Origin of the sequence: Enterobacter sp. BNK-13, from assembly GCF_048685015.1 — a bacterium.
In the GTDB taxonomy this organism is placed as follows: Bacteria; Pseudomonadota; Gammaproteobacteria; order Enterobacterales; family Enterobacteriaceae; genus Enterobacter; species Enterobacter quasiroggenkampii.
Map to the genome: position 1 here is coordinate 3,241,259 of NZ_JBLQTP010000001.1, position 19,192 is coordinate 3,260,450.

Sequence of the window (19,192 nt, forward strand, 5' to 3'; positions counted from 1 at the left end):
ACCTGAATTATGTGAAAAGAAAACGGCACGTGCCGGATCGTCTTGATTCTTTAGGTTATATCAGCCAAATGAAACTTGCCATACGCCCCGTCGTCTTGTCGCGGCGATAAGAGAAAAAATCACCCTTTTCGGTGAATGTACAGCGATCGCCGCCGAAGATCTGCGTTATGCCGACGCTGTTCAGGCGCTGACGAGCAAGCTGGTAAATATCGGCGAGATATTTATCTCCAGAAGGCAGGAAGGCGTCCACCGCTTGCGGATCTTTATCCATAAAGGCTTCGCGAACCTCCGGCCCCACTTCAAAAGCGCGAGGACCAATGGCCGGGCCAAGCCAGGCCATAATATTGGCGGGCTCATCCTTAAAGCAGGCGACGGTTTCTTCCAGCACGCCTTCACACAGTCCACGCCAGCCCGCGTGCGCTGCAGCCACCTCGGTGCCTGCACGGTTGCAGAACAGCACCGGCAGACAATCGGCGGTCATTACGGCACAAACGGTTCCCGGAGTATTGCTGTAAGAGGCATCAGCGCGTTTAGAAGCATAGGGTTCTCCCGTCAACTTCAGCACCGCCTTGCCATGAACCTGTTCCAGCCAGACCGGATTTGAAGGCAGGTTCCCCGCAGCAAACAGACGCCTGCGGTTCTCTTCCACGTGTTCCAGGTTATCGCCACAGTGTGCGCCGAGGTTCAACGACGCCCACGCGCCCTGGCTAACACCGCCAGTGCGGGTTGAACTGCAGGCAGCCACGCCGGCAGGCAATGGCCACTCCGGGACAATCAGTTTGGTCATAACCAGTCCACTTGATCCTTATGTTCTTCGAAATCAGCACGCATGGCGTCAATAAGGTCCACCATATCCTGCGGGATAGGCGCATGCCACTCCATCTGAATGCCGGTGATAGGATGGTAAAGACGCAGCATGGTCGCGTGCAGCGCCTGACGGTCGAATTTACGCAATACGCTGATGAACTCATCCGATGCGCCTTTAGGCGGGCGAGGACGACCACCGTAGACCTGATCCCCCACCAGCGGATGGGTAATGTGGGCCATATGCACGCGGATCTGGTGGGTACGTCCGGTCTCCAGACGCAGACGCAGACGCGTATGGATACGGAAATGCTCCATAATGCGATAGTGCGTCACCGCCGGTTTACCCATCGGATGCACCGACATATGGGTTCGCTTGGTCGGGTGACGGCTGATAGGCTCTTCTACCGTCCCGCCAGAGGTCATATGCCCAATGGCTACCGCCTCATACTCACGGGTGATTTCGCGCAGCTGCAGCGACTCCACCAGACGGGTCTGAGCAGGAACGGTCTTCGCCACCACCATCAGACCGGTAGTGTCTTTATCCAGACGGTGCACGATGCCCGCGCGCGGAACATCCGCGATCGGCGGATAATAATGGAGAAGTGCGTTAAGTACCGTACCGTCAGGGTTTCCCGCACCCGGGTGAACAACCAGGTCGCGCGGCTTGTTGATCACCAGAATGTCATCATCTTCATAGACGATGTCCAGTGGGATATCCTGCGGCTCGAAGCGGATTTCCTCTTCGATTTCAGCATTGATGGCGACAGCTTCCCCACCTAACACTTTCTCTTTTGGTTTGTCCCAGATCTTGCCGTTTACCATCACGCGCTGGTCAAGGATCCATTCTTTTATGCGTGAACGCGAATAATCAGGGAACAATTCGGCCAAAGCCTGATCTAAGCGTTGACCGAGCTGATTTTCGGAGACTGTTGCGGTGAGTTCTACTCGTTGTGCCATAAACTGCTTCTTCGTTTAACGTTGGGTTTTACGGCTTTGCCGTTTAATATAGTGTGCTATTGTAGCTGGTCTTAATCGGGAGCAGGAACAGAGTTTCTCCCGGACAAACATTTGAGGAAAGTCAAAACGTCATGACGCGCATGAAATATCTGGTGGCAGCGGCCACGTTGAGCCTGGCTTTGGTGGGCTGCTCCGGTTCAAATGAACAGGTCCCTGACAATCCGCCGAATGAAATCTATGCGACTGCACAACAAAAGTTGCAGGACGGTAACTGGAAACAGGCGATAACGCAACTGGAAGCGTTGGATAATCGCTATCCATTTGGTCCGTATTCGCAGCAGGTACAGTTAGATCTCATCTACGCATACTATAAAAATGCCGATCTGCCGCTGGCTCAGGCAACCATCGATCGTTTCATGCGTCTGAACCCGACTCATCCTAACATCGACTACGTAATGTACATGCGCGGCCTCACCAACATGGCGCTGGACGACAGTGCGCTGCAGGGCTTCTTCGGCGTGGATCGTTCTGACCGTGACCCGCAGCATGCGCGTGATGCCTTCAATGACTTCTCCAAGCTGGTGCGCGGCTATCCGAACAGCCAGTACGTGACCGACGCAACCAAACGTCTGGTGTTCCTTAAAGATCGTCTGGCGAAATATGAATACTCCGTGGCGGAATATTATACCCGCCGTGGCGCATGGGTTGCCGTGGTTAACCGCGTAGAAGGTATGCTGCGTGATTACCCGGATACTCAGGCAACGCGCGACGGCCTGAAGCTGATGGAAAATGCTTACCGTCAGATGCAGATGACCGGTCAGGCTGAAAAAGTGGCGAAAATCATCGCCGCGAACAGCAGCAACACCTGATTTTGCCTCAATGCAAAACGGCAGCCCGAAGGCTGCCGTTTTTTATTCGTTTCTGAGCGTCGCTGAAGCGCGTTAGCCTCAACACATCCTGTCAACTATGGCCCCAATTTATGCCTTCTACAAGGTAAATCTCACCTCTTCCTGCCCTGCCTCACAAAAAAGATTCCCTGACAAAAACCGACAAAATAACGTGATCTAAATCACACATTTTGACATTAGGTCGGGTATGCTGGAATCACCAAGACGGAAAGACAAGAGGTAAAATTTATGACAATGAACATTACCAGTAAACAAATGGAAATTACTCCGGCAATTCGCCAGCACGTCGCAGACCGTCTCGCCAAACTGGATAAATGGCAAACACATTTGATTAATCCACATATCATCCTATCCAAGGAGCCGCAGGGTTTCATCGCTGACGCAACTATCAATACTCCAAACGGCCATCTGGTCGCCAGCGCAAAACATGAGGATATGTACACCGCTATTAACGATTTGATCAACAAGCTGGAACGGCAGCTCAATAAAGTGCAACACAAAGGTGAAGCCCGTCGCGCCACAACGTCGGTGAAAGACGCCAGCTTCGCGGAAGAAGTTGAAGAAGAGTAATCCTTTAAATTGAGTGTACCGCCAACGCGCCTTCGGGCGCGTTTTTTGTTTTTTATTGACAGGGTGAAAACAGTACGGGTACTTTAACGGTATCACTCACAGGATGACTTTATGAAACTTACGCCGTTCTTCTTCGCATTCTTTTTTACCTTCCCCTGAACGGGAGGCGTTTCGTCGTGTGATAAAGAATGCGAAGACGAACAACAAGGCCTCCCACACCGGGGGGCCTTTTTTATTGATAACGATAAGATGAGACAGGCAACACTATGACACCGGAAAACCCGTTACTGGATCTGCGAGTAAAAATCAGCGCGCTGGATGAGAAACTGCTGGCGCTGCTGGCCGAACGCCGCGCCCTTACCGTTGAAGTGGGTAAAGCCAAACTGGACTCCCATCGTCCGGTCCGTGATATCGACCGCGAGCGGGATCTGCTGGAACGGCTCATTCAGCTCGGCAAAGCGCATCACCTCGATGCCCACTACATCACCCGGTTGTTCCAGCTCATCATCGAAGATTCCGTTCTGACCCAGCAAGCACTACTCCAGCAGCATCTCAATAAAACCAATCCGCACTCTGCGCGTATCGCTTTCCTCGGGCCAAAGGGCTCCTATTCTCACCTGGCCGCACGTCAGTATGCCGCTCGCCATTTCGAAGAATTTATTGAAAGCGGCTGCGCGAAGTTTGCCGACATTTTTAACCAGGTCGAGACCGGCCAGGCGGATTACGCCGTGGTGCCGATTGAAAACACCAGCTCCGGCGCCATCAACGATGTCTACGACTTGCTGCAGCACACCAGCCTGTCGCTGGTCGGCGAGCTGACGATCCCTATCGATCACTGCGTGCTGGTCTCCGGTTCAACGGACCTGAACACGATCGAAACCGTCTACAGCCACCCGCAGCCGTTCCAGCAGTGCAGCCAGTTCCTGAACCGCTATCCGAACTGGAAAATTGAGTACACCGAAAGCACCTCGGCGGCGATGGAAAAAGTCGCCCAGGCGAACTCTCCCACCGTCGCGGCGCTCGGCAGCGAAGCGGGCGGCGCGCTGTATGGTTTACAGGTGCTGGAACGCAACCTGGCAAACCAGACGCAAAACATTACCCGCTTCGTGGTGCTGGCCCGCAAGGCAATCAATGTGTCTGACCAGGTACCGGCCAAAACCACGCTGCTGATGGCTACCGGCCAACAGGCCGGTGCGCTGGTTGAAGCCCTGCTGGTACTGCGTAATCACAACCTGATCATGACCCGGCTGGAATCGCGCCCAATCCACGGTAACCCATGGGAAGAGATGTTCTACCTCGATATCCAGGCCAACCTCGAGTCTGCTTCCATGCAGAAAGCCCTGCGCGAGCTGGGCGAAATCACCCGCTCCATGAAAGTGCTGGGCTGCTATCCGAGCGAAAACGTCGTGCCGGTCGATCCGATCTAACGTTCGATAAAACGGCTTTTCTTCATCCCTGCCACGCTCACCGGCAGGGTGAAGATGGCGCCGGAGAGCGGATATTTCGTCACCTCCTCCGCATCCATATTTTCCCGCGTGGTGGTAATAAACAGCGTTTTCATATCATCGCCGCCAAAGCAGACCATCGTCGGGCAACGTACCGGCATGCGATACTCTTCCAGCTGCTCCCCTTGCGGTGAAAAACGCGCGATGCGCCAGCCGTCAAACAGCGCGCTCCAGTAGCAACCTTCCACATCCATCGCCGCGCCGTCCGGTATCCCCTCGCCCTCTTTAAACTGACGAAACACCTCTCGCTTACCCGGTTCGCCCTGCTCATCAAGCGGGGTACGGTAAATCACACCGTTTGGCGTGTCTGAGGTAAACATCCACTGCTTATCCGGGCTAAACGCTAAGCCGTTGTGCCCGTGAATATCGCACTGGATCACCTTCGGCGTCAGGTCGTTGTCGATGCGCATCAGCAGGGCGCCGTTGTAATCTCCCGGCCCCCAGAACGTGCCCGCATAGAACCGGCCCTGATGGTCGGTACCCCCATCGTTAAAACGCGCCAGCTGCGGGTTAGAGGGGTTGTCGCACACCTTGCGCTGCAGAAGGCCATGCTTATCGGCAAGCCAGATGCCATTGCGCATGGCGACAATAAACCCGCCGCGCTCTCGCAGCGCGAAACAGCCCACCTCCTCGTGGAAAGAAAGCACGGTGTGTTCCGCCGTCGGCAGATGGTAGCGGTGGATCTCTCCTTTCAGAATATCGGCCCAGTAGAGCGCGTGCTCGTCGGCGCTCCACGTCGGGCATTCAGGCAAATGCCCGGTGTAATTCAACAGCAGCTGCGGTTCGGCCATGACAGTTCCCCAAAATGAAAAAAGCCAGCAAGGCTGGCTTTCAGTATATACATCATCGCATTACTGGCGACTGTCATTTGCCTGGCGCAACAACGTCCGGCTCTCATTCTGGAAACGCTGCGCGTAATCGCCAAACCAGTGCTCGACCTTGCGGAAGCTGTCGATAAACGCCTGCTTGTCTCCGTGCTCCAGCAGCGTAATGGCTTCACCAAAGCGCTGATAGTAGCGCTTGATCAGCGCCAGGTTATTTTCCGAGGACATAATAATATCCGCGTACAGTTGCGGATCCTGCGCGAACAGACGCCCGACCATCGCCAGCTCCAGACGATAGATAGGTGAAGAGAGCGCCAGCAGCTGTTCAAGCTGCACGTTCTCTTCCGCCAGATGCAGGCCGTAGGCAAACGTCGCAAAGTGGCGCAGCGCCTGAATGAACGCCATGTTCTGGTCGTGCTCAACCGCGCTGATGCGGTGCAGCCGTGCGCCCCATACCTGAATCTGTTCCAGGAACCACTGATAGGCTTCCGGCTGACGACCGTCGCAGTAAACCACCACCTGCTTAGCCAGGCTGCCGCTGTCCGGGCCAAACATTGGGTGCAGACCCAGCACCGGCCCCGTATGCGCCGCCAGCATAGCCTGTAGCGGACCATTTTTGACGGAGGCCAGATCCACCAGGATGCAATCTTTCGGTAAAGGAGGCAGCTTCCCGATGATCTGCTCCGTCACGTGGATCGGCACGCTGACGATAACCATTCCGGCATCTTTCATGAGTTCCGGCGCCTGGGCCCAGTCCTCTTTTTCCAGAATGCGCACCTGATAGCCAGAAAGGGTCAGCATTTTTTCAAACAGGCGCCCCATCTGTCCTGCACCGCCGACAATCACCACCGGACGCAGGGTCGGACAGAGGGTTTTGAAGCCCTTGTCGTTTTCACTGGAATAGGACTCCCGCATCACGCGACGCAGAACATCCTCAATCAAATCCGGCGAAACGCCCAGCGCCTGCGCCTCTTTGCGACGGGAGGCCAGCATGGAGGCCTCGCGCTCCGGGACGTAGATCGGCAGGCCGTATTTGCTTTTCACCTCACCAACTTCGGCAACCAGGGCCATGCGGCGCGCCAGCAGATCCAGCAGCGCCTTATCCACTTCATCAATTTGATCGCGCAGTGCGGTCAATTCAGCAACCATAACTACCCTCTTAAGCCAGACGCGTCGCCAGCTGGCCGCTTAAATCTTTATGGATCTCACGCAGCAGCGCATCGGTGGTCTCCCAGCTGATGCAGGCATCCGTCACGGAGACGCCGTGCTTCATGGCGCTGCGCGGTTGTTCAGATGATTGATTGCCTTCATGAATATTGCTCTCAATCATCAGACCGATAATCGAACGATTGCCATCTTTGATCTGTGCGACCACGGATTCCGCAACCGCAGGCTGGCGACGGTAATCTTTATTCGAATTACCATGACTGCAATCTACCATCAGTGCCGGGCGCAGTCCCGCCTGCTCCATCTCTTTTTCACACTGCGCCACGTCCGCCGGGCTGTAGTTCGGGGCTTTCCCACCGCGCAGGATCACGTGACCGTCCGGGTTGCCCTGCGTTTGCAGGAGGCAGACCTGGCCCGCCTGGTTGATACCGACGAAACGGTGCGGCATGGCGGCAGCGCGCATGGCATTGATCGCCGTCGCCAGACTGCCATCGGTACCGTTTTTAAAACCAACCGGCATCGACAGACCAGACGCCATCTCGCGGTGGGTTTGCGATTCCGTGGTACGCGCGCCAATCGCGGACCAGCTGAACAGATCGCCAAGGTATTGCGGGCTGTTCGGATCCAGCGCTTCGGTTGCCAGAGGCAGCCCCATGCTGACCAGCTCCACCAGCAGGCGACGCGCAATCTTCAGACCTGCTTCCACATCAAACGAGCCATCCATGTGCGGATCGTTAATCAATCCTTTCCAGCCGACAGTGGTACGTGGCTTCTCAAAATAGACGCGCATCACCAGATAGAGGCTATCGCTGACCTCCTCCGCTAATGCTTTAAATCGACGAGCGTACTCAATGGCGGTTTCAGGATCGTGAATGGAGCAAGGACCACACACCACCAGCAGGCGCGGATCGCGGCCGGCGATGATATTTGAAATGGTCTGACGCGAGTGCTCAATCTGAGCCTCCTGCGCGACGCTCAGCGGAAATTCCGCTTTCAGTTGATCCGGAGTAATTAAAACCTGTTCGTCAGTGATATGTACGTTGTTCAGCGCGTCTTTTTGCATGATGGCGATCCTGTAAAGCTCGTTTGCGATAGTTGTTTTCCTCAATGAGGTGAGACCACGATACCATAAAAAGTAAACATTTCAATCCAAAATGTGTACACATTAGTTTACAGAAGCCGATTTATTGCAAAAATCAGCCGATAAAAACGTAAATTTTAAATTACAGACATATTTTCTTAAGCCAGGCTATGCTGAAGAAAAAAGGAGAATGGCTATGCGTTCAATTGCTCTCACGCTGTTGTCGCTGTTTTTAACGGGCTGCCAGATCAATCCTTACACCTTCCAGCCCGACTGGACCAGTCCATCCTGGTTTGATGCCGGTAAAGAAGACGCCATGAATGGCCTGCCGGTTAAAGATAACCAGACCCTGGCCGATAGTTTTAACGACACCCACGTTGATCGTAGCGAATATCTTCGCGGCTATGCCGATGGTCAGAAGAGAGTCTGCGAAGAAGGGTTTATTCACGCCTGGGGATTAGCGGGCAAATCTTTCCCTGCCAGTTGCGATACTGTCGAAAACGCGACAAAACTGCGTGCGTCATGGCAAAAAGGAATGGATGAAGGTATGCGTTCCAGCAGACTCAATTAAGTCCGCTTTTAACCACCGGAAAATAAACAACAGTAGGATTTAGCTTAGGTTGGCCTGAGGCTATTTCTGACATAATGACGGCTCTGATAAACAATGGTATTCTGCCCGCAACTCTTAAGGACATCTATTTCCGGAGCGATGTGGCGGATTCTGGTGAGAAATTTATTCTTGATCTCTTTTTTCCGACTCACTCTGGTGTTAATGCTGTTCCTTATGGTGGGCCCAGCGACGGCAGGCACGCTTACGGAAACGGATAAATCGGTACGTTCGATTGTCTCAGGCATTGTGAGCTATACGCGATGGCCGTCACTATCCGGGCAGCCCAGACTTTGCGTCTATGCCACTTCTCACTATACACACGCGCTCAGCGGCGACGAAGGGCACAACGAGTTACCCTATACTCCCGTTATTGTACGTAACGATCGGGAAGCCCTGGCCGCGACGTGCGATGCGATATATTTCGGGTCTGAATCACCGGCAAAACAACTTGAATTAATAAGTCAATATCAGGGCAGAGCGTTGCTATTAATCTCAGAGCAAAATCCGGAATGTGTAATTGGCAGTGCCTTTTGCCTGATGATCGATCGCGGCCAGGTACGGTTTTCCGTCAACCTGGATGCATTGACGCGCAGTGGCGTAAGAGTCAATCCGGATGTATTAATGCTGGCACGGAATAAGCAGCATGGATAAAGATTTCACATCAACGCCACGTCCGACGTTTAAAAGAACGTTGAGGCGAAACAGCATGATAAGCGTCATTATTACCATGACGTTAATATGGCTGTTGCTCTGTTTTGCTTCCGTCGTGACGTTAAAACAATACGCGCAAAAGAATCTCGAATTAACCGGCGCCACAATGAGCCACAGCCTGGAAGCCTCGCTGGTTTTCAACGACTCGCTGGCGGCCAACGAAACGCTTGCCGCCCTGGGCAAACAGGGGCAGTTTGCCGCGGCGGAGGTGATTAACGCGCATAAAAAGCGGTTCGCCTACTGGTCCTGGAACCCGGAGGATAACAACGACACGCTGGGCGCGCTGGTCAGTCGCTGGCTTTTCCCCGTACCGGTTGCGCAGCCCATCATGCATAACGGCTTAACGATCGGCGAAATCCGCCTTACCGCACGCGACAGTTTGATCAGCCATTTCATCTGGACGTCGTTTGCCGTACTGACCGGCTGCATTCTCTTTGCCGCCGTCGTCGCGCTCATCATAACCCAGTCTTTGCATCGTGGAATGGTCACGGCCCTGCAGAACATTACCGACGTCGTGCATGACGTACGCACGAACCGCAACTTCTCCCGTCGGGTGAAAGACGGCCGTATCGAAGAATTTCACCAGTTTGGCGAGGACTTCAACAGTCTTCTGGACGAAATGGAAGAGTGGCAACTGAAGCTTCAGGCGAAGAACGCTCAGCTGTTGCGGACCGCCATGCACGACCCGCTTACCGGTCTTGCCAACCGCGCGGCGTTTCGTAACAGCATTGCGGCATTAATGAACGACCCTTCAGCCAGAACAAACTCGGCCCTGCTCTTCCTCGACGGTGATAATTTTAAGTTTATTAACGACACCTGGGGACACGCGGCAGGAGACTGCGTGCTGATCGAAGTCGCCAGCAGGATGATGGAGTTTGGCGACAAACGTCATCAGTCTTACCGTCTTGGCGGAGACGAATTTGCCATGGTGCTGTACGGCGTTCACTCTGAGCTTGAGGTTCAACACATTTGTGCTGCGCTTTCGCAGCAGTTTATCCGTCCGTTTGATCTTCATAACGGACAAAAAGCATCGATGTCACTCAGCATTGGCTTTGCTCTGGCGTGGGAAAATGCTTCCGTGGAAGCATTACTGGAGAGGGCTGACCGCAATATGTACCAGGTTAAAAACCAGCGTACGAAAACAATAAGTTAGAAAGGATACACTATGTTAAAACGTTACTTCGCGCCGTTAGTACTGGCCTCACTGGTTCTGGCAGGCTGTCAGTCGCCGCCGGAAGGCAAATTCACTCCTGAGCAAATTGCGGCGATGAAGTCTTACGGTTTTAACGAACTGAACGGTGACTGGTCGCTTGGCATGTCGGACACCATCCTGTTTGATAAAAATGACGCCCGACTGCGCCCGGAAAGTGAAACGCAGATCCAGTCCATGGCCTCTCGCCTGGCCGAAACCGGCCTGAACCACGCGCGAATGGACGGTCACACGGATAACTACGGGGAAGAAAGCTACAACGAAGCGCTGTCGTTAAAACGCGCCAACGCCGTGGCCGACGCCTGGGCGAAGGGGGCCAATATCCCGCGCAGCAATCTCACCACGCGGGGATTAGGTCAAAAATACCCTGTTGCGAGCAACAGTTCCCCGCAAGGGCGCGCTGAAAACCGCCGCGTCGCAGTGGTGATCAGCACGCCATAGGGTTATTTAGCGGATGAATCGGCGAGCGTCAGCCTGGTTGCCGCTCGCCAGCGCAGCCAGTCCACCAGAACAAACAGCGCCAGACTCACGCCCATAACGGGCAAGCACAGCCCCAGCAGCAGGCTAACCATCGCCGTAACGCCTCTTCCCCATCCTGACAGCGCCAGCCAGCTCTGGCACAGCGTCTGTACCGGGCTCACTGCCGATTGCGCAGGACGACGCATCCACCACATCCGGTATCCCCAGATAATGAGCACGCACAGGGCGAGGCCGAACGCCACGAGCAGCAGCTGATTTGCCAGGCCGAATAAGATCCCCATATGGAAATCCACGCCCCAGCGGGTCAGTTTTGCCATTAACGGAAAATCCTCGAATCGGGTTCTGTCCAGGATCTGCATCGTATGGGGATCTACCGCAACGGCGTCCACCTGGGTCGGCCAGCTGCGATCGATTTCCGTCACGGTCCAGGCACGATCCCTCGTTTTCGCCGGGCGAATCTCCAGCTTGCTGGCATCAATTCCCGCGTGACGCGCCGCGCTTAACACCCCGTCAAACTGCGTCAGATCCATCGCCATTTCCGGCATCACCATTCCGCCGTGATGACCACGGTGTTCGGCATGTTCATCCATAACCTCATGTTGGCCGGATAGCGTCGTGTTCACCTGCGGGGTGAGCCAGTTCATCTCTGCACGCAGCTTATCCACGTTCCCGCCAGCCCACTGGGACCAGGTCAGGCCGGTTGCGGAGAACAGCAGCATTCCTCCCAGCAGAACCCAGCCCAGCGTCACGTGCACCCGACGCCGGTTCTGGAAGCGATTGTTGATCCGTCGTTTGGGTCGGGTATAAAACCACAGGGCAATACCGCCCAGCGCGGCAACCCACATCCACGAGGCCGCAAGCTCGCTGTAGAGGCGCCCAATGTCGCCCAGCATCAGGGACGTATGCAGGTAATCAATAGTCTGACGCAGGGGTAAAATCCCGCTGGTGCCGTATACCGTCAGATCTCCCAGCACCGCCAGGCTCACCGGATCGATAAAGATAGCCCGGTTCTCCGATGGCCCAAGTTTCGGGTCAGTGAACATCACGCGGGTGGTTTCCCCTTCCGCCAGCCCCGGACGAACGGCGTGCAAACGTAAATCTGATCCAACGGTTTTTTCCGCCACGGCGATTTGTTCCGCCAGAGGCTGCGGCTCGCCCACGGAATCCGCGTGGAGCGCGTGCCGGTAGAGTGCGTTTTCCAGCTGTGGGGTCGCCACATACAGCGTCCCGGTCAGCGCGGCAAAGAAGATAAACGGGCCGACAAACAGCCCAACGTAGAAATGAAGGCGACGCAGCAGGTTTCCCCATGCCGCGCGCGAGGTGCAGGTAGTCATACTTTTCCTTTTTAAGGCAAAAAGTTATCGATAATTTTTATTGGGAAAAAGCGGACTGCCGCGGCGGCGCGCGGGTATCAGGGTAAAGCCAGGGGAAGAAGTGCCAGTGGTTGACCGCCTGACGCGGCGGCTTAATGCGAAGCCTCTGCAGCACCACGCTGAGCAGGACGATGAGCGCCAGCATTACGCCAGGGACATGCGCTAACAGCACGCAGTAGCCGCACGCTTCCGCATGGTCGACAGGCATCGTGTGCGGCATATCGCCGTGATGCTCGTCCATCGACATCATGCTCATGTCATGATGCATGCCCGGCATGGCGCTCATGGGATCTTTCTGCAGCGAAACGGAGATAAGGGGTGCTACCACGATCAGCAGGATCGCGAACAGCGCGGTCAATGCCGCTGCGCGTTTCCGGTCAGGCTGATGCAGTACGTTATCCACGTCCCCTCCATTCAAGAGGCAAGCATTGTAAATGATTTATGACGAAAGGGTTAACGCGAGAGGTGCGATGGGATAAAAAAAGGGCCAGCCTTTCGGCCAGCCCTTTCTAACAGGATGTCGCTTAAGCGAATCTTAGTTCAGACGCTCTTTAATACGAGCAGACTTACCAGTACGCTCACGCAGGTAGTACAGTTTAGCTTTACGTACAGCACCACGACGTTTAACAGCAATGCTGTCAACTACCGGAGAGTGAGTCTGGAAGACACGCTCAACGCCTTCGCCGTTGGAAATTTTACGAACAGTGAATGCAGAGTGCAGACCGCGGTTACGAATAGCGATAACCACGCCCTCGAATGCCTGCAGACGTTTTTTGGAACCTTCAACAACCCATACTTTCACTTCCACGGTGTCACCTGGACGGAAGGAAGGTACGTCCTGCTTCATCTGCTCTTGTTCAAGTTGCTTAATAATGTTGCTCATAATTTAATCTCTTATCCTGGGTAAACTGATATTCGGGAGCGTATTACGCATTCCCATCATGTTCATGCTGCTGTTGCGCGTGTTCAGTTTTGAACTCGGCCAGCAACTTTGCTTGCTCTTCAGTCAGAGCCAGGTTTTCCAGAAGTTCAGGTCTTCTAAGCCAGGTTCGGCCCAGCGACTGCTTCAAACGCCAGCGACGTATCTCGGCATGGTTTCCAGACAGTAACACTGCCGGGACCTCCATCCCTTCTAACACTTCAGGACGAGTATAGTGTGGGCAGTCCAGCAATCCATCGGCAAAGGAATCTTCCGTTGCCGAAGCTTCATGGCCCAGAACACCCGGAATAAACCGGGCGACGGAGTCAATCAGCGTCATTGCCGGTAACTCACCACCGCTGAGAACGTAATCGCCGATAGACCATTCTTCGTCAATCTCGGTTTGAATTACGCGCTCATCTATCCCTTCGTAGCGCCCACAGACCAGAATCAGCTTTTGATTCGTCGCCAGTTCGCTCACGCCCGCTTGATCAAGCTTGCGTCCCTGAGGTGACAGATAAATCACCTTTGCGCCTTCACCTGCCGCGGCTTTTGCTGTGTGAATGGCGTCCCGTAAGGGTTGCACCATCATTAGCATCCCCGGTCCGCCGCCGTAAGGACGATCGTCCACGGTACGGTGCCGGTCATGAGTAAAGTCACGAGGACTCCAGCTCTGGATGCTCAGCAGGCCATTCTTTACTGCCCGGCCAGTTACCCCGTAATCGGTAATCGCGCGGAACATTTCAGGAAACAGGCTAATTATGCCAATCCACATAGCGCCGTCTTTTACCGTTTATCCGGAGAATTTAAAAACCAGGATCCCAATCTACTTCAATGGTTTGAGTAGTGAGATCGACTTTCTTGATAACCTGTCCATCGAGGAACGGGACCAACCGCTCCTTGATGCCAAATGCATCTTTCAGGTTTGCCTTAATGACGAGAACGTCATTTGACCCGGTTTCCATCATATCGATGACTTTTCCCAGGCTGTAGCCTTCGGTAGTGACTACCTGGCAACCCATAAGGTCTTTCCAGTAGTAGTCGCCCTCTTCCAGCTGTGGCAACTGCGACGAATCCACGACAATTTCACAATTAGTCAGCGCATTCGCGGCATCACGATCGTCAATGCCTTTCAGCTTGATGATGATGTCCTGATTGTGGTGACGCCAGCTTTCCAGCTCGACCTCTTCCCACTTACCGCCTTTCTGGATAAACCAGGGCTGGTAATCAAAAATGCTATCAGCGTCTTCAGTGGAGGAAAACACTCTGAGCCAACCACGGATACCGTAGCAAGAACCCATTTTTCCCAATACGATCGGTTCAACAGGTGCTTTATTGCTCATCATGACCACCGTGACAGATTAAGCTGCTTTGTTTGCTGCTTTGATCAGCGTAGCAACGCGATCGGAAACAGTAGCGCCCTGGCCAACCCAGTGAGCGATACGATCCAGATCCAGACGAGTTTCTTCTTCTGCGCCAGCGGCCAGTGGGTTGAAGAAACCAACGCGCTCGATGAAGCGACCGTTGCGTGCATTACGGCTGTCAGTCACAACAACCTGGTAGAACGGACGCTTTTTAGCGCCGTGACGTGCTAAACGAATAGTTACCATAACATCCTCTTGTGTGAATAAAACAACCGGGCCCCATCGAGGAACGGAGCCCGGGTGTCATATTAAAAGCCCGAAAATTTTACTCATTTTCGGGCAAAAAGCAATCTCAAAAGCGATTAACGCCCAGGAAAACCGGGAGGCATCATCCCTTTCATGCCGCGCATCATCTTCGCCATGCCGCCTTTCTTCATTTTCTTCATCATGCGCTGCATGTCGTCGAACTGTTTCAGAAGGCGGTTAACGTCCTGCACCTGCATGCCGCAACCGGCTGCAATACGGCGTTTACGGGAACCCTTGATGATGTCTGGGTTAGCACGTTCTTTCAGCGTCATCGAGTTGATGATCGCCTCCATACGCACCAGCACCTTGTCATCCATCTGCGCTTTCACGTTGTCAGGGATCTGGCCCATGCCCGGCAGTTTGCCCATCAGGCTGGCCATGCCGCCCATATTTTTCATCTGACGCAACTGCTCAAGGAAGTCGGTGAGATCGAAACCGTCGCCTTTTTTCAGCTTGCTGGCCAGCTTCTCGGCCTGCGCGCGGTCAACCTTGCTCTCGATATCTTCGATCAGCGACAGCACATCGCCCATGCCGAGAATACGAGAGGCAATACGATCCGGGTGGAACGGCTCCAGCGCTTCGGTTTTCTCGCCCACGCCGAGGAATTTGATCGGCTTACCGGTGATATGACGAATGGAGAGGGCCGCACCGCCGCGGGCGTCACCGTCCACTTTGGTCAGCACCACGCCGGTTAACGGCAGCGCTTCGTTAAACGCTTTCGCGGTATTCGCCGCATCCTGACCGGTCATGGCGTCGACAACAAACAGGGTCTCTACCGGGTTGATAGAGGCATGTACCTGCTTGATCTCGTCCATCATCGCTTCGTCAACGTGCAGACGACCGGCGGTATCCACCAGCAGCACGTCGTAGAATTTCAGCTTCGCCTCTTTCAGCGCGGCGTTAACGATGTCGACAGGCTTCTGCGCCACGTCGGACGGGAAGAAATCCACGCCAACCTGCTCTGCCAGGGTTTCCAGCTGCTTGATCGCCGCCGGGCGATAGACGTCCGCAGAGACCACCAGCACTTTTTTCTTGTGCTTTTCTCGCAGGAATTTACCCAGCTTACCGACGCTGGTGGTTTTACCCGCACCCTGCAGGCCCGCCATCAGCACCACGGCCGGTGGCTGAGCGGCCAGGTTAAGCACCTGGTTCTCTTCGCCCATCGCCGAAACCAGTTCATTACGAACGATTTTGACGAACTCCTGACCCGGGGTCAGGCTCTTGTTAACTTCATGACCAACCGCCTTCTCTTTTACGCGGTTGATAAAATCACGAACAACCGGCAACGCGACGTCTGCTTCCAGCAGCGCCATGCGCACTTCGCGCAGCGTTTCCTTGATATTCTCTTCAGTAAGGCGTCCGCGGCCGCTGATGTTGCGCAGCGTGCGCGACAAACGATCGGTTAAATTATCAAACATTGTCTCTCGCCTGAGTAGAAACGTTGGGCCGCCATGAGCGACACATACACAGAATTTTGCCGGAGTATAACATGAAGGCGCCTTTGTTGTTATGCAACGGTTGGAGCAGGCGTCATGTAACGTTATACTGCTTCTCTTTCTTATTAAGACAACTGTCGATGCCTATATGCCTGTTTTCGCACTGATCGCCCTTGTTGCCTACTCTGTCAGCCTCGCGCTGATCGTTCCCGGACTGCTGCAAAAAAACAGCGGCTGGCGGCGCATGGCTATTCTTTCTGCGGTCATCGCACTGATTAGCCACGCCTTTGCGCTGGAATCACGCATCATCCCCGGCGACGGCAGCGTGCAAAACCTGAGCGTCCTCAACGTCGGCTCGCTGGTCAGCCTGATGATCTGTACGGTAATGACCATCGTCGCGTCTAAAAATCGCGGCTGGCTACTGCTGCCGATTGTCTACACCTTCGCGCTGATCAATCTGGCCCTCGCCACCTTTATGCCTAATGAGTTCATTACGCATCTGGAGGCGACGCCGGGGATGCTGGTGCATATCGGCCTTTCGCTCTTTGCCTACGCGACGCTGATTATCGCCGCGCTTTACGCCATGCAGCTCGCCTGGATTGACTACCAGCTGAAAAACAAAAAGCTGGCCTTTAACCATGAAATGCCGCCGCTGATGGTCATTGAGCGTAAGATGTTCCATATCACCCAGGTGGGGGTGGTGCTGCTGACGCTCACGCTCTGCACGGGCCTGTTTTACATGAAGAACCTGTTCAGCGTGGAGAATATCGATAAAGCAGTGCTCTCCATCATCGCGTGGTTTGTCTATATTGTCCTGTTATGGGGCCATTATCATGAAGGCTGGCGCGGTCGTCGCGTGGTCTGGTTCAACGTCGCGGGTGCGGGCATTCTCACCCTTGCCTATTTTGGCAGCCGCTTCATACAGCAATTTGCTGGCTAAGAAACAAAGGAGTTCCCCCTGGAACACATCTCTACCACCACGCTGATCGTTACGCTGATCGTCATGGTGGTCATCTCCGCCTATTTCTCCGGCTCGGAAACCGGCATGATGACCTTAAACCGCTACCGGTTACGGCATCGTGCTAAACAGGGTAACCGCGCCGCCCGTCGCGTTGAAAAGCTGCTCCGCAAGCCGGATCGCCTGATAAGCCTGGTGCTCATCGGCAACAACCTCGTCAACATTCTGGCCTCCGCCCTCGGCACCATCGTCGGGATGCGCCTGTACGGTAACGCCGGGGTGGCGATTGCCACCGGCGTGCTGACGTTCGTGGTGCTGGTGTTTGCCGAAGTGCTGCCGAAAACCATCGCCGCGCTTTACCCGGAGAAGGTCGCCTACCCGAGCAGCTTCCTGCTGGCACCGCTGCAGATCCTGATGATGCCGCTGGTCTGGCTGCTGAACATGGTGACGCGCGTCCTGATGCGGATGGTGGGAATCAAAGCCGACGTCACCATCAGCAGCGCACTCAGCAAAGAGGAGCTGCGCACCATCGTGAATGAATCCCGCTCGCAGATTTCCCGGCGCAATCAGGACATGCTCCTGTCGGTGCTGGATCTGGAAAAGGTGAGCGTGAACGACATCATGGTGCCGCGTAACGAAATCGTCGGTATCGACATTAATGACGACTGGAAAGCCATCGTTCGCCAGCTGACGCACTCCCCGCACGGGCGCATTGTGCTGTACCGCGACTCGCTGGATGACGCCATCAGCATGCTGCGCGTGCGCGAAGCCTACCGTCTGATGACCGAGAAAAAAGAGTTCACCAAAGAGGTGATGCTGCGCGCCGCCGACGAGATTTACTACGTGCCGGAAGGAACGCCGCTCAGCACGCAGCTGGTGAAATTCCAGCGCAACAAGAAGAAGGTCGGCCTGGTGGTCAACGAGTACGGCGATATCCAGGGGCTGGTGACGGTCGAAGATATTCTGGAAGAGATTGTCGGGGACTTTACCACCTCAATGTCTCCTTCCCTCGCGGAAGAGGTCACCCCGCAAAACGATGGCTCGGTGCTGATTGACGGAAGCGCAAACATTCGTGAACTCAACAAAGCCTTTAACTGGCATTTGCCGGAAGATGAGGCTCGCACCATTAACGGGATGATTCTGGAAGCGCTGGAAGAGATCCCGGCCGCGGGCACGCGGGTGCGCATTGAGCAGTACGATATTGATATCCTGGACGTGCAGGACAATATGATCAAGCAGGTGAAAGTCCTGCCCGTTAAACCCCTGCGCGAAAGTATCGCGGAGTAAGGTTATAGGCCGGGTAAGGCGAACGCCGCTACCCGGCACTACGGATAGCGAATTACGCTTTCGCTTTCGCCACGGTTACCATCGCCGCGCGAATGGTACGGCCGTTCAGGGTGTAACCTTTCTGCATTACGCCCAGCACTTTACCGGCTTCAATCTCTTCAGATTCAACCATTGCAATCGCCTGGTGAACGTTTGGATCCAGCGGAACGTCGGTATCGGCAATCACTTCCACGCCAAACTTACGCACCACGTCGAGCATGGATTTCAGCGTCAGTTCGATACCTTCGATCATTGCGGCGTTGTCCGGATTCGCTTTGTCAGCCACTTCCAGCGCACGATCGAGGCTATCGATCACCGGCAGAAGTTCGTTGACGAATTTCTCCAGCGCAAATTTATGCGCCTTCTCAACGTCCTGCTCGGTACGGCGACGCAGGTTTTCCATTTCCGCCTTGATGCGCAGAAGACTGTCGCGTTCGCGATTCTGTGCTTCTACCAGCTGGGCTTCCAGATTCGCAATTTTTTCATCGCGCGGGTCCACCTGCTCAGCAGATGCGTCTGGCTCTACAGCCTCAACTTCATCGTGCTGTTCCGTGATAATTTCTTCAGGGGCTTGCCCCTCAGGCGTTTTCTGTTCTTTACTACTCATGAATTTCTCCGCGTTTTTCTGCATTCATCTCGCTAACTTCGCTTATTATGGGGATCAGTTTCCGGGATTCAAG

General features: G+C 54.6%; 23 protein-coding genes and 1 other annotated feature. Of the genes, 10 read left to right on the forward strand and 13 right to left on the reverse strand.

Annotated elements, in window-relative coordinates; all coding sequences use genetic code 11:
- Positions 1-55 precede the first annotated feature (55 nt).
- Together yfiH and rluD are read right to left on the reverse strand one after the other, a co-directional pair.
- A complete protein-coding gene (yfiH, locus tag ACMGGQ_RS15590) occupies positions 56-787 on the reverse strand; it encodes a purine nucleoside phosphorylase YfiH (protein ID WP_126289042.1) in 732 nt (243 codons plus the stop codon).
- The gene (gene rluD, locus ACMGGQ_RS15595; RefSeq protein ID WP_008502468.1) at positions 784-1,764 is read right to left on the reverse strand and encodes a 23S rRNA pseudouridine(1911/1915/1917) synthase RluD; all 981 of its coding nucleotides are present in this window, start codon (positions 1,762-1,764) and stop codon (positions 784-786) included. Before rluD ends, yfiH begins: the two co-directional genes overlap by 4 nt.
- 131 nt (positions 1,765-1,895) lie before the next feature.
- On the opposite strand from rluD, the gene bamD reads away from it, so the two are divergent.
- The 4 genes from bamD to pheA all read left to right on the forward strand — a co-directional run bounded on the left by bamD (position 1,896) and on the right by pheA (position 4,669).
- Entirely contained in the window at positions 1,896-2,633 is a 738-nt protein-coding gene (gene bamD, locus ACMGGQ_RS15600; RefSeq protein WP_069720409.1) for an outer membrane protein assembly factor BamD, read from the forward strand.
- 267 nt (positions 2,634-2,900) lie between these two features.
- The gene (raiA, locus tag ACMGGQ_RS15605; RefSeq protein WP_008502470.1) at positions 2,901-3,242 is read left to right on the forward strand and encodes a ribosome-associated translation inhibitor RaiA; all 342 of its coding nucleotides are present in this window, start codon (positions 2,901-2,903) and stop codon (positions 3,240-3,242) included.
- Between the two features lie 110 nt (positions 3,243-3,352).
- Positions 3,353-3,478 (forward strand) — a sequence feature (Phe leader region).
- Entirely contained in the window at positions 3,354-3,401 is a 48-nt protein-coding gene (gene pheL, locus ACMGGQ_RS15610) for a pheA operon leader peptide PheL (protein WP_100249759.1), read from the forward strand. Its footprint overlaps the feature before it by 48 nt.
- A 30-nt stretch (positions 3,479-3,508) precedes the next feature.
- The gene (gene pheA, locus ACMGGQ_RS15615; RefSeq protein ID WP_420290252.1) at positions 3,509-4,669 is read left to right on the forward strand and encodes a bifunctional chorismate mutase/prephenate dehydratase; all 1,161 of its coding nucleotides are present in this window, start codon (positions 3,509-3,511) and stop codon (positions 4,667-4,669) included.
- Here the strand turns inward: pheA and ACMGGQ_RS15620 are convergent.
- Genes ACMGGQ_RS15620 through aroF form a run of 3 tightly spaced genes read right to left on the reverse strand, consistent with a single transcriptional unit; the run spans position 4,666 to position 7,801 of the window.
- Positions 4,666-5,538, reverse strand: coding sequence for an SMP-30/gluconolactonase/LRE family protein (locus ACMGGQ_RS15620; protein ID WP_252074120.1), 873 nt, complete (start codon positions 5,536-5,538; stop codon positions 4,666-4,668). The two genes, pheA and ACMGGQ_RS15620, sit on opposite strands and share 4 nt — an antisense overlap.
- Positions 5,539-5,598: 60 nt before the next feature.
- A complete protein-coding gene (tyrA, locus tag ACMGGQ_RS15625; RefSeq protein WP_048226728.1) occupies positions 5,599-6,720 on the reverse strand; it encodes a bifunctional chorismate mutase/prephenate dehydrogenase in 1,122 nt (373 codons plus the stop codon).
- Between the two features lie 10 nt (positions 6,721-6,730).
- Entirely contained in the window at positions 6,731-7,801 is a 1,071-nt protein-coding gene (aroF, locus tag ACMGGQ_RS15630) for a 3-deoxy-7-phosphoheptulonate synthase AroF (protein ID WP_069720408.1), read from the reverse strand.
- Between the two features lie 214 nt (positions 7,802-8,015).
- On the opposite strand from aroF, the gene ACMGGQ_RS15635 reads away from it, so the two are divergent.
- The 4 genes from ACMGGQ_RS15635 (at position 8,016) to ACMGGQ_RS15650 (ending at position 10,791) form a co-directional block, all read left to right on the forward strand.
- A complete protein-coding gene (locus ACMGGQ_RS15635) occupies positions 8,016-8,390 on the forward strand; it encodes a DUF2799 domain-containing protein (protein WP_045909257.1) in 375 nt (124 codons plus the stop codon).
- Positions 8,391-8,528: 138 nt separating this feature from the next.
- Positions 8,529-9,080 (forward strand): YfiR family protein, encoded by a 552-nt coding sequence (locus ACMGGQ_RS15640; RefSeq protein WP_198925595.1) that lies wholly within the window; start codon positions 8,529-8,531, stop codon positions 9,078-9,080.
- Complete coding sequence (gene dgcN, locus ACMGGQ_RS15645; protein ID WP_045909259.1) at positions 9,073-10,293, forward strand: diguanylate cyclase DgcN; 1,221 nt, start codon at positions 9,073-9,075, stop codon at positions 10,291-10,293. Before ACMGGQ_RS15640 ends, dgcN begins: the two co-directional genes overlap by 8 nt.
- 12 nt (positions 10,294-10,305) lie before the next feature.
- Entirely contained in the window at positions 10,306-10,791 is a 486-nt protein-coding gene (locus ACMGGQ_RS15650) for an OmpA family protein (protein ID WP_420290253.1), read from the forward strand.
- A 2-nt stretch (positions 10,792-10,793) separates the two neighbouring features.
- Here ACMGGQ_RS15650 and ACMGGQ_RS15655 read toward each other — a convergent pair whose 3' ends face one another.
- From ACMGGQ_RS15655 to ffh, 7 genes are all read right to left on the reverse strand, one after another.
- Positions 10,794-12,164, reverse strand: a complete 1,371-nt coding sequence (locus tag ACMGGQ_RS15655) for a PepSY-associated TM helix domain-containing protein (RefSeq protein WP_420290254.1) — start codon at positions 12,162-12,164, stop codon at positions 10,794-10,796.
- Positions 12,165-12,201: 37 nt separating this feature from the next.
- A complete protein-coding gene (locus ACMGGQ_RS15660) occupies positions 12,202-12,606 on the reverse strand; it encodes a DUF2946 domain-containing protein (RefSeq protein ID WP_111967696.1) in 405 nt (134 codons plus the stop codon).
- A gap of 132 nt (positions 12,607-12,738) precedes the next feature.
- The gene (gene rplS, locus ACMGGQ_RS15665; RefSeq protein ID WP_002914145.1) at positions 12,739-13,086 is read right to left on the reverse strand and encodes a 50S ribosomal protein L19; all 348 of its coding nucleotides are present in this window, start codon (positions 13,084-13,086) and stop codon (positions 12,739-12,741) included.
- A gap of 43 nt (positions 13,087-13,129) precedes the next feature.
- Entirely contained in the window at positions 13,130-13,897 is a 768-nt protein-coding gene (trmD, locus tag ACMGGQ_RS15670; protein ID WP_008502493.1) for a tRNA (guanosine(37)-N1)-methyltransferase TrmD, read from the reverse strand.
- A 31-nt stretch (positions 13,898-13,928) separates the two neighbouring features.
- Entirely contained in the window at positions 13,929-14,468 is a 540-nt protein-coding gene (gene rimM / locus ACMGGQ_RS15675; RefSeq protein WP_032640972.1) for a ribosome maturation factor RimM, read from the reverse strand.
- Positions 14,469-14,483: 15 nt separating this feature from the next.
- Positions 14,484-14,732 carry a 30S ribosomal protein S16 gene (rpsP, locus tag ACMGGQ_RS15680; protein WP_003863133.1) on the reverse strand — a complete coding sequence of 83 codons (249 nt, stop codon included), beginning with the start codon at positions 14,730-14,732 and terminating at the stop codon, positions 14,484-14,486.
- Between the two features lie 116 nt (positions 14,733-14,848).
- Positions 14,849-16,210, reverse strand: coding sequence for a signal recognition particle protein (gene ffh / locus ACMGGQ_RS15685; RefSeq protein ID WP_014884878.1), 1,362 nt, complete (start codon positions 16,208-16,210; stop codon positions 14,849-14,851).
- Positions 16,211-16,376: 166 nt separating this feature from the next.
- Between ffh and ACMGGQ_RS15690 the strand changes: the two genes are divergently transcribed.
- Complete coding sequence (locus ACMGGQ_RS15690) at positions 16,377-17,168, forward strand: cytochrome C assembly family protein (RefSeq protein ID WP_014884879.1); 792 nt, start codon at positions 16,377-16,379, stop codon at positions 17,166-17,168.
- An 18-nt stretch (positions 17,169-17,186) separates the two neighbouring features.
- Positions 17,187-18,473 carry an HlyC/CorC family transporter gene (locus ACMGGQ_RS15695; protein ID WP_045909263.1) on the forward strand — a complete coding sequence of 429 codons (1,287 nt, stop codon included), beginning with the start codon at positions 17,187-17,189 and terminating at the stop codon, positions 18,471-18,473.
- 52 nt (positions 18,474-18,525) lie between these two features.
- On the opposite strand, the gene grpE is transcribed toward ACMGGQ_RS15695, so the two are convergent.
- Positions 18,526-19,119 carry a nucleotide exchange factor GrpE gene (gene grpE / locus ACMGGQ_RS15700; RefSeq protein WP_053076389.1) on the reverse strand — a complete coding sequence of 198 codons (594 nt, stop codon included), beginning with the start codon at positions 19,117-19,119 and terminating at the stop codon, positions 18,526-18,528.
- Positions 19,120-19,192 lie beyond the last annotated feature (73 nt).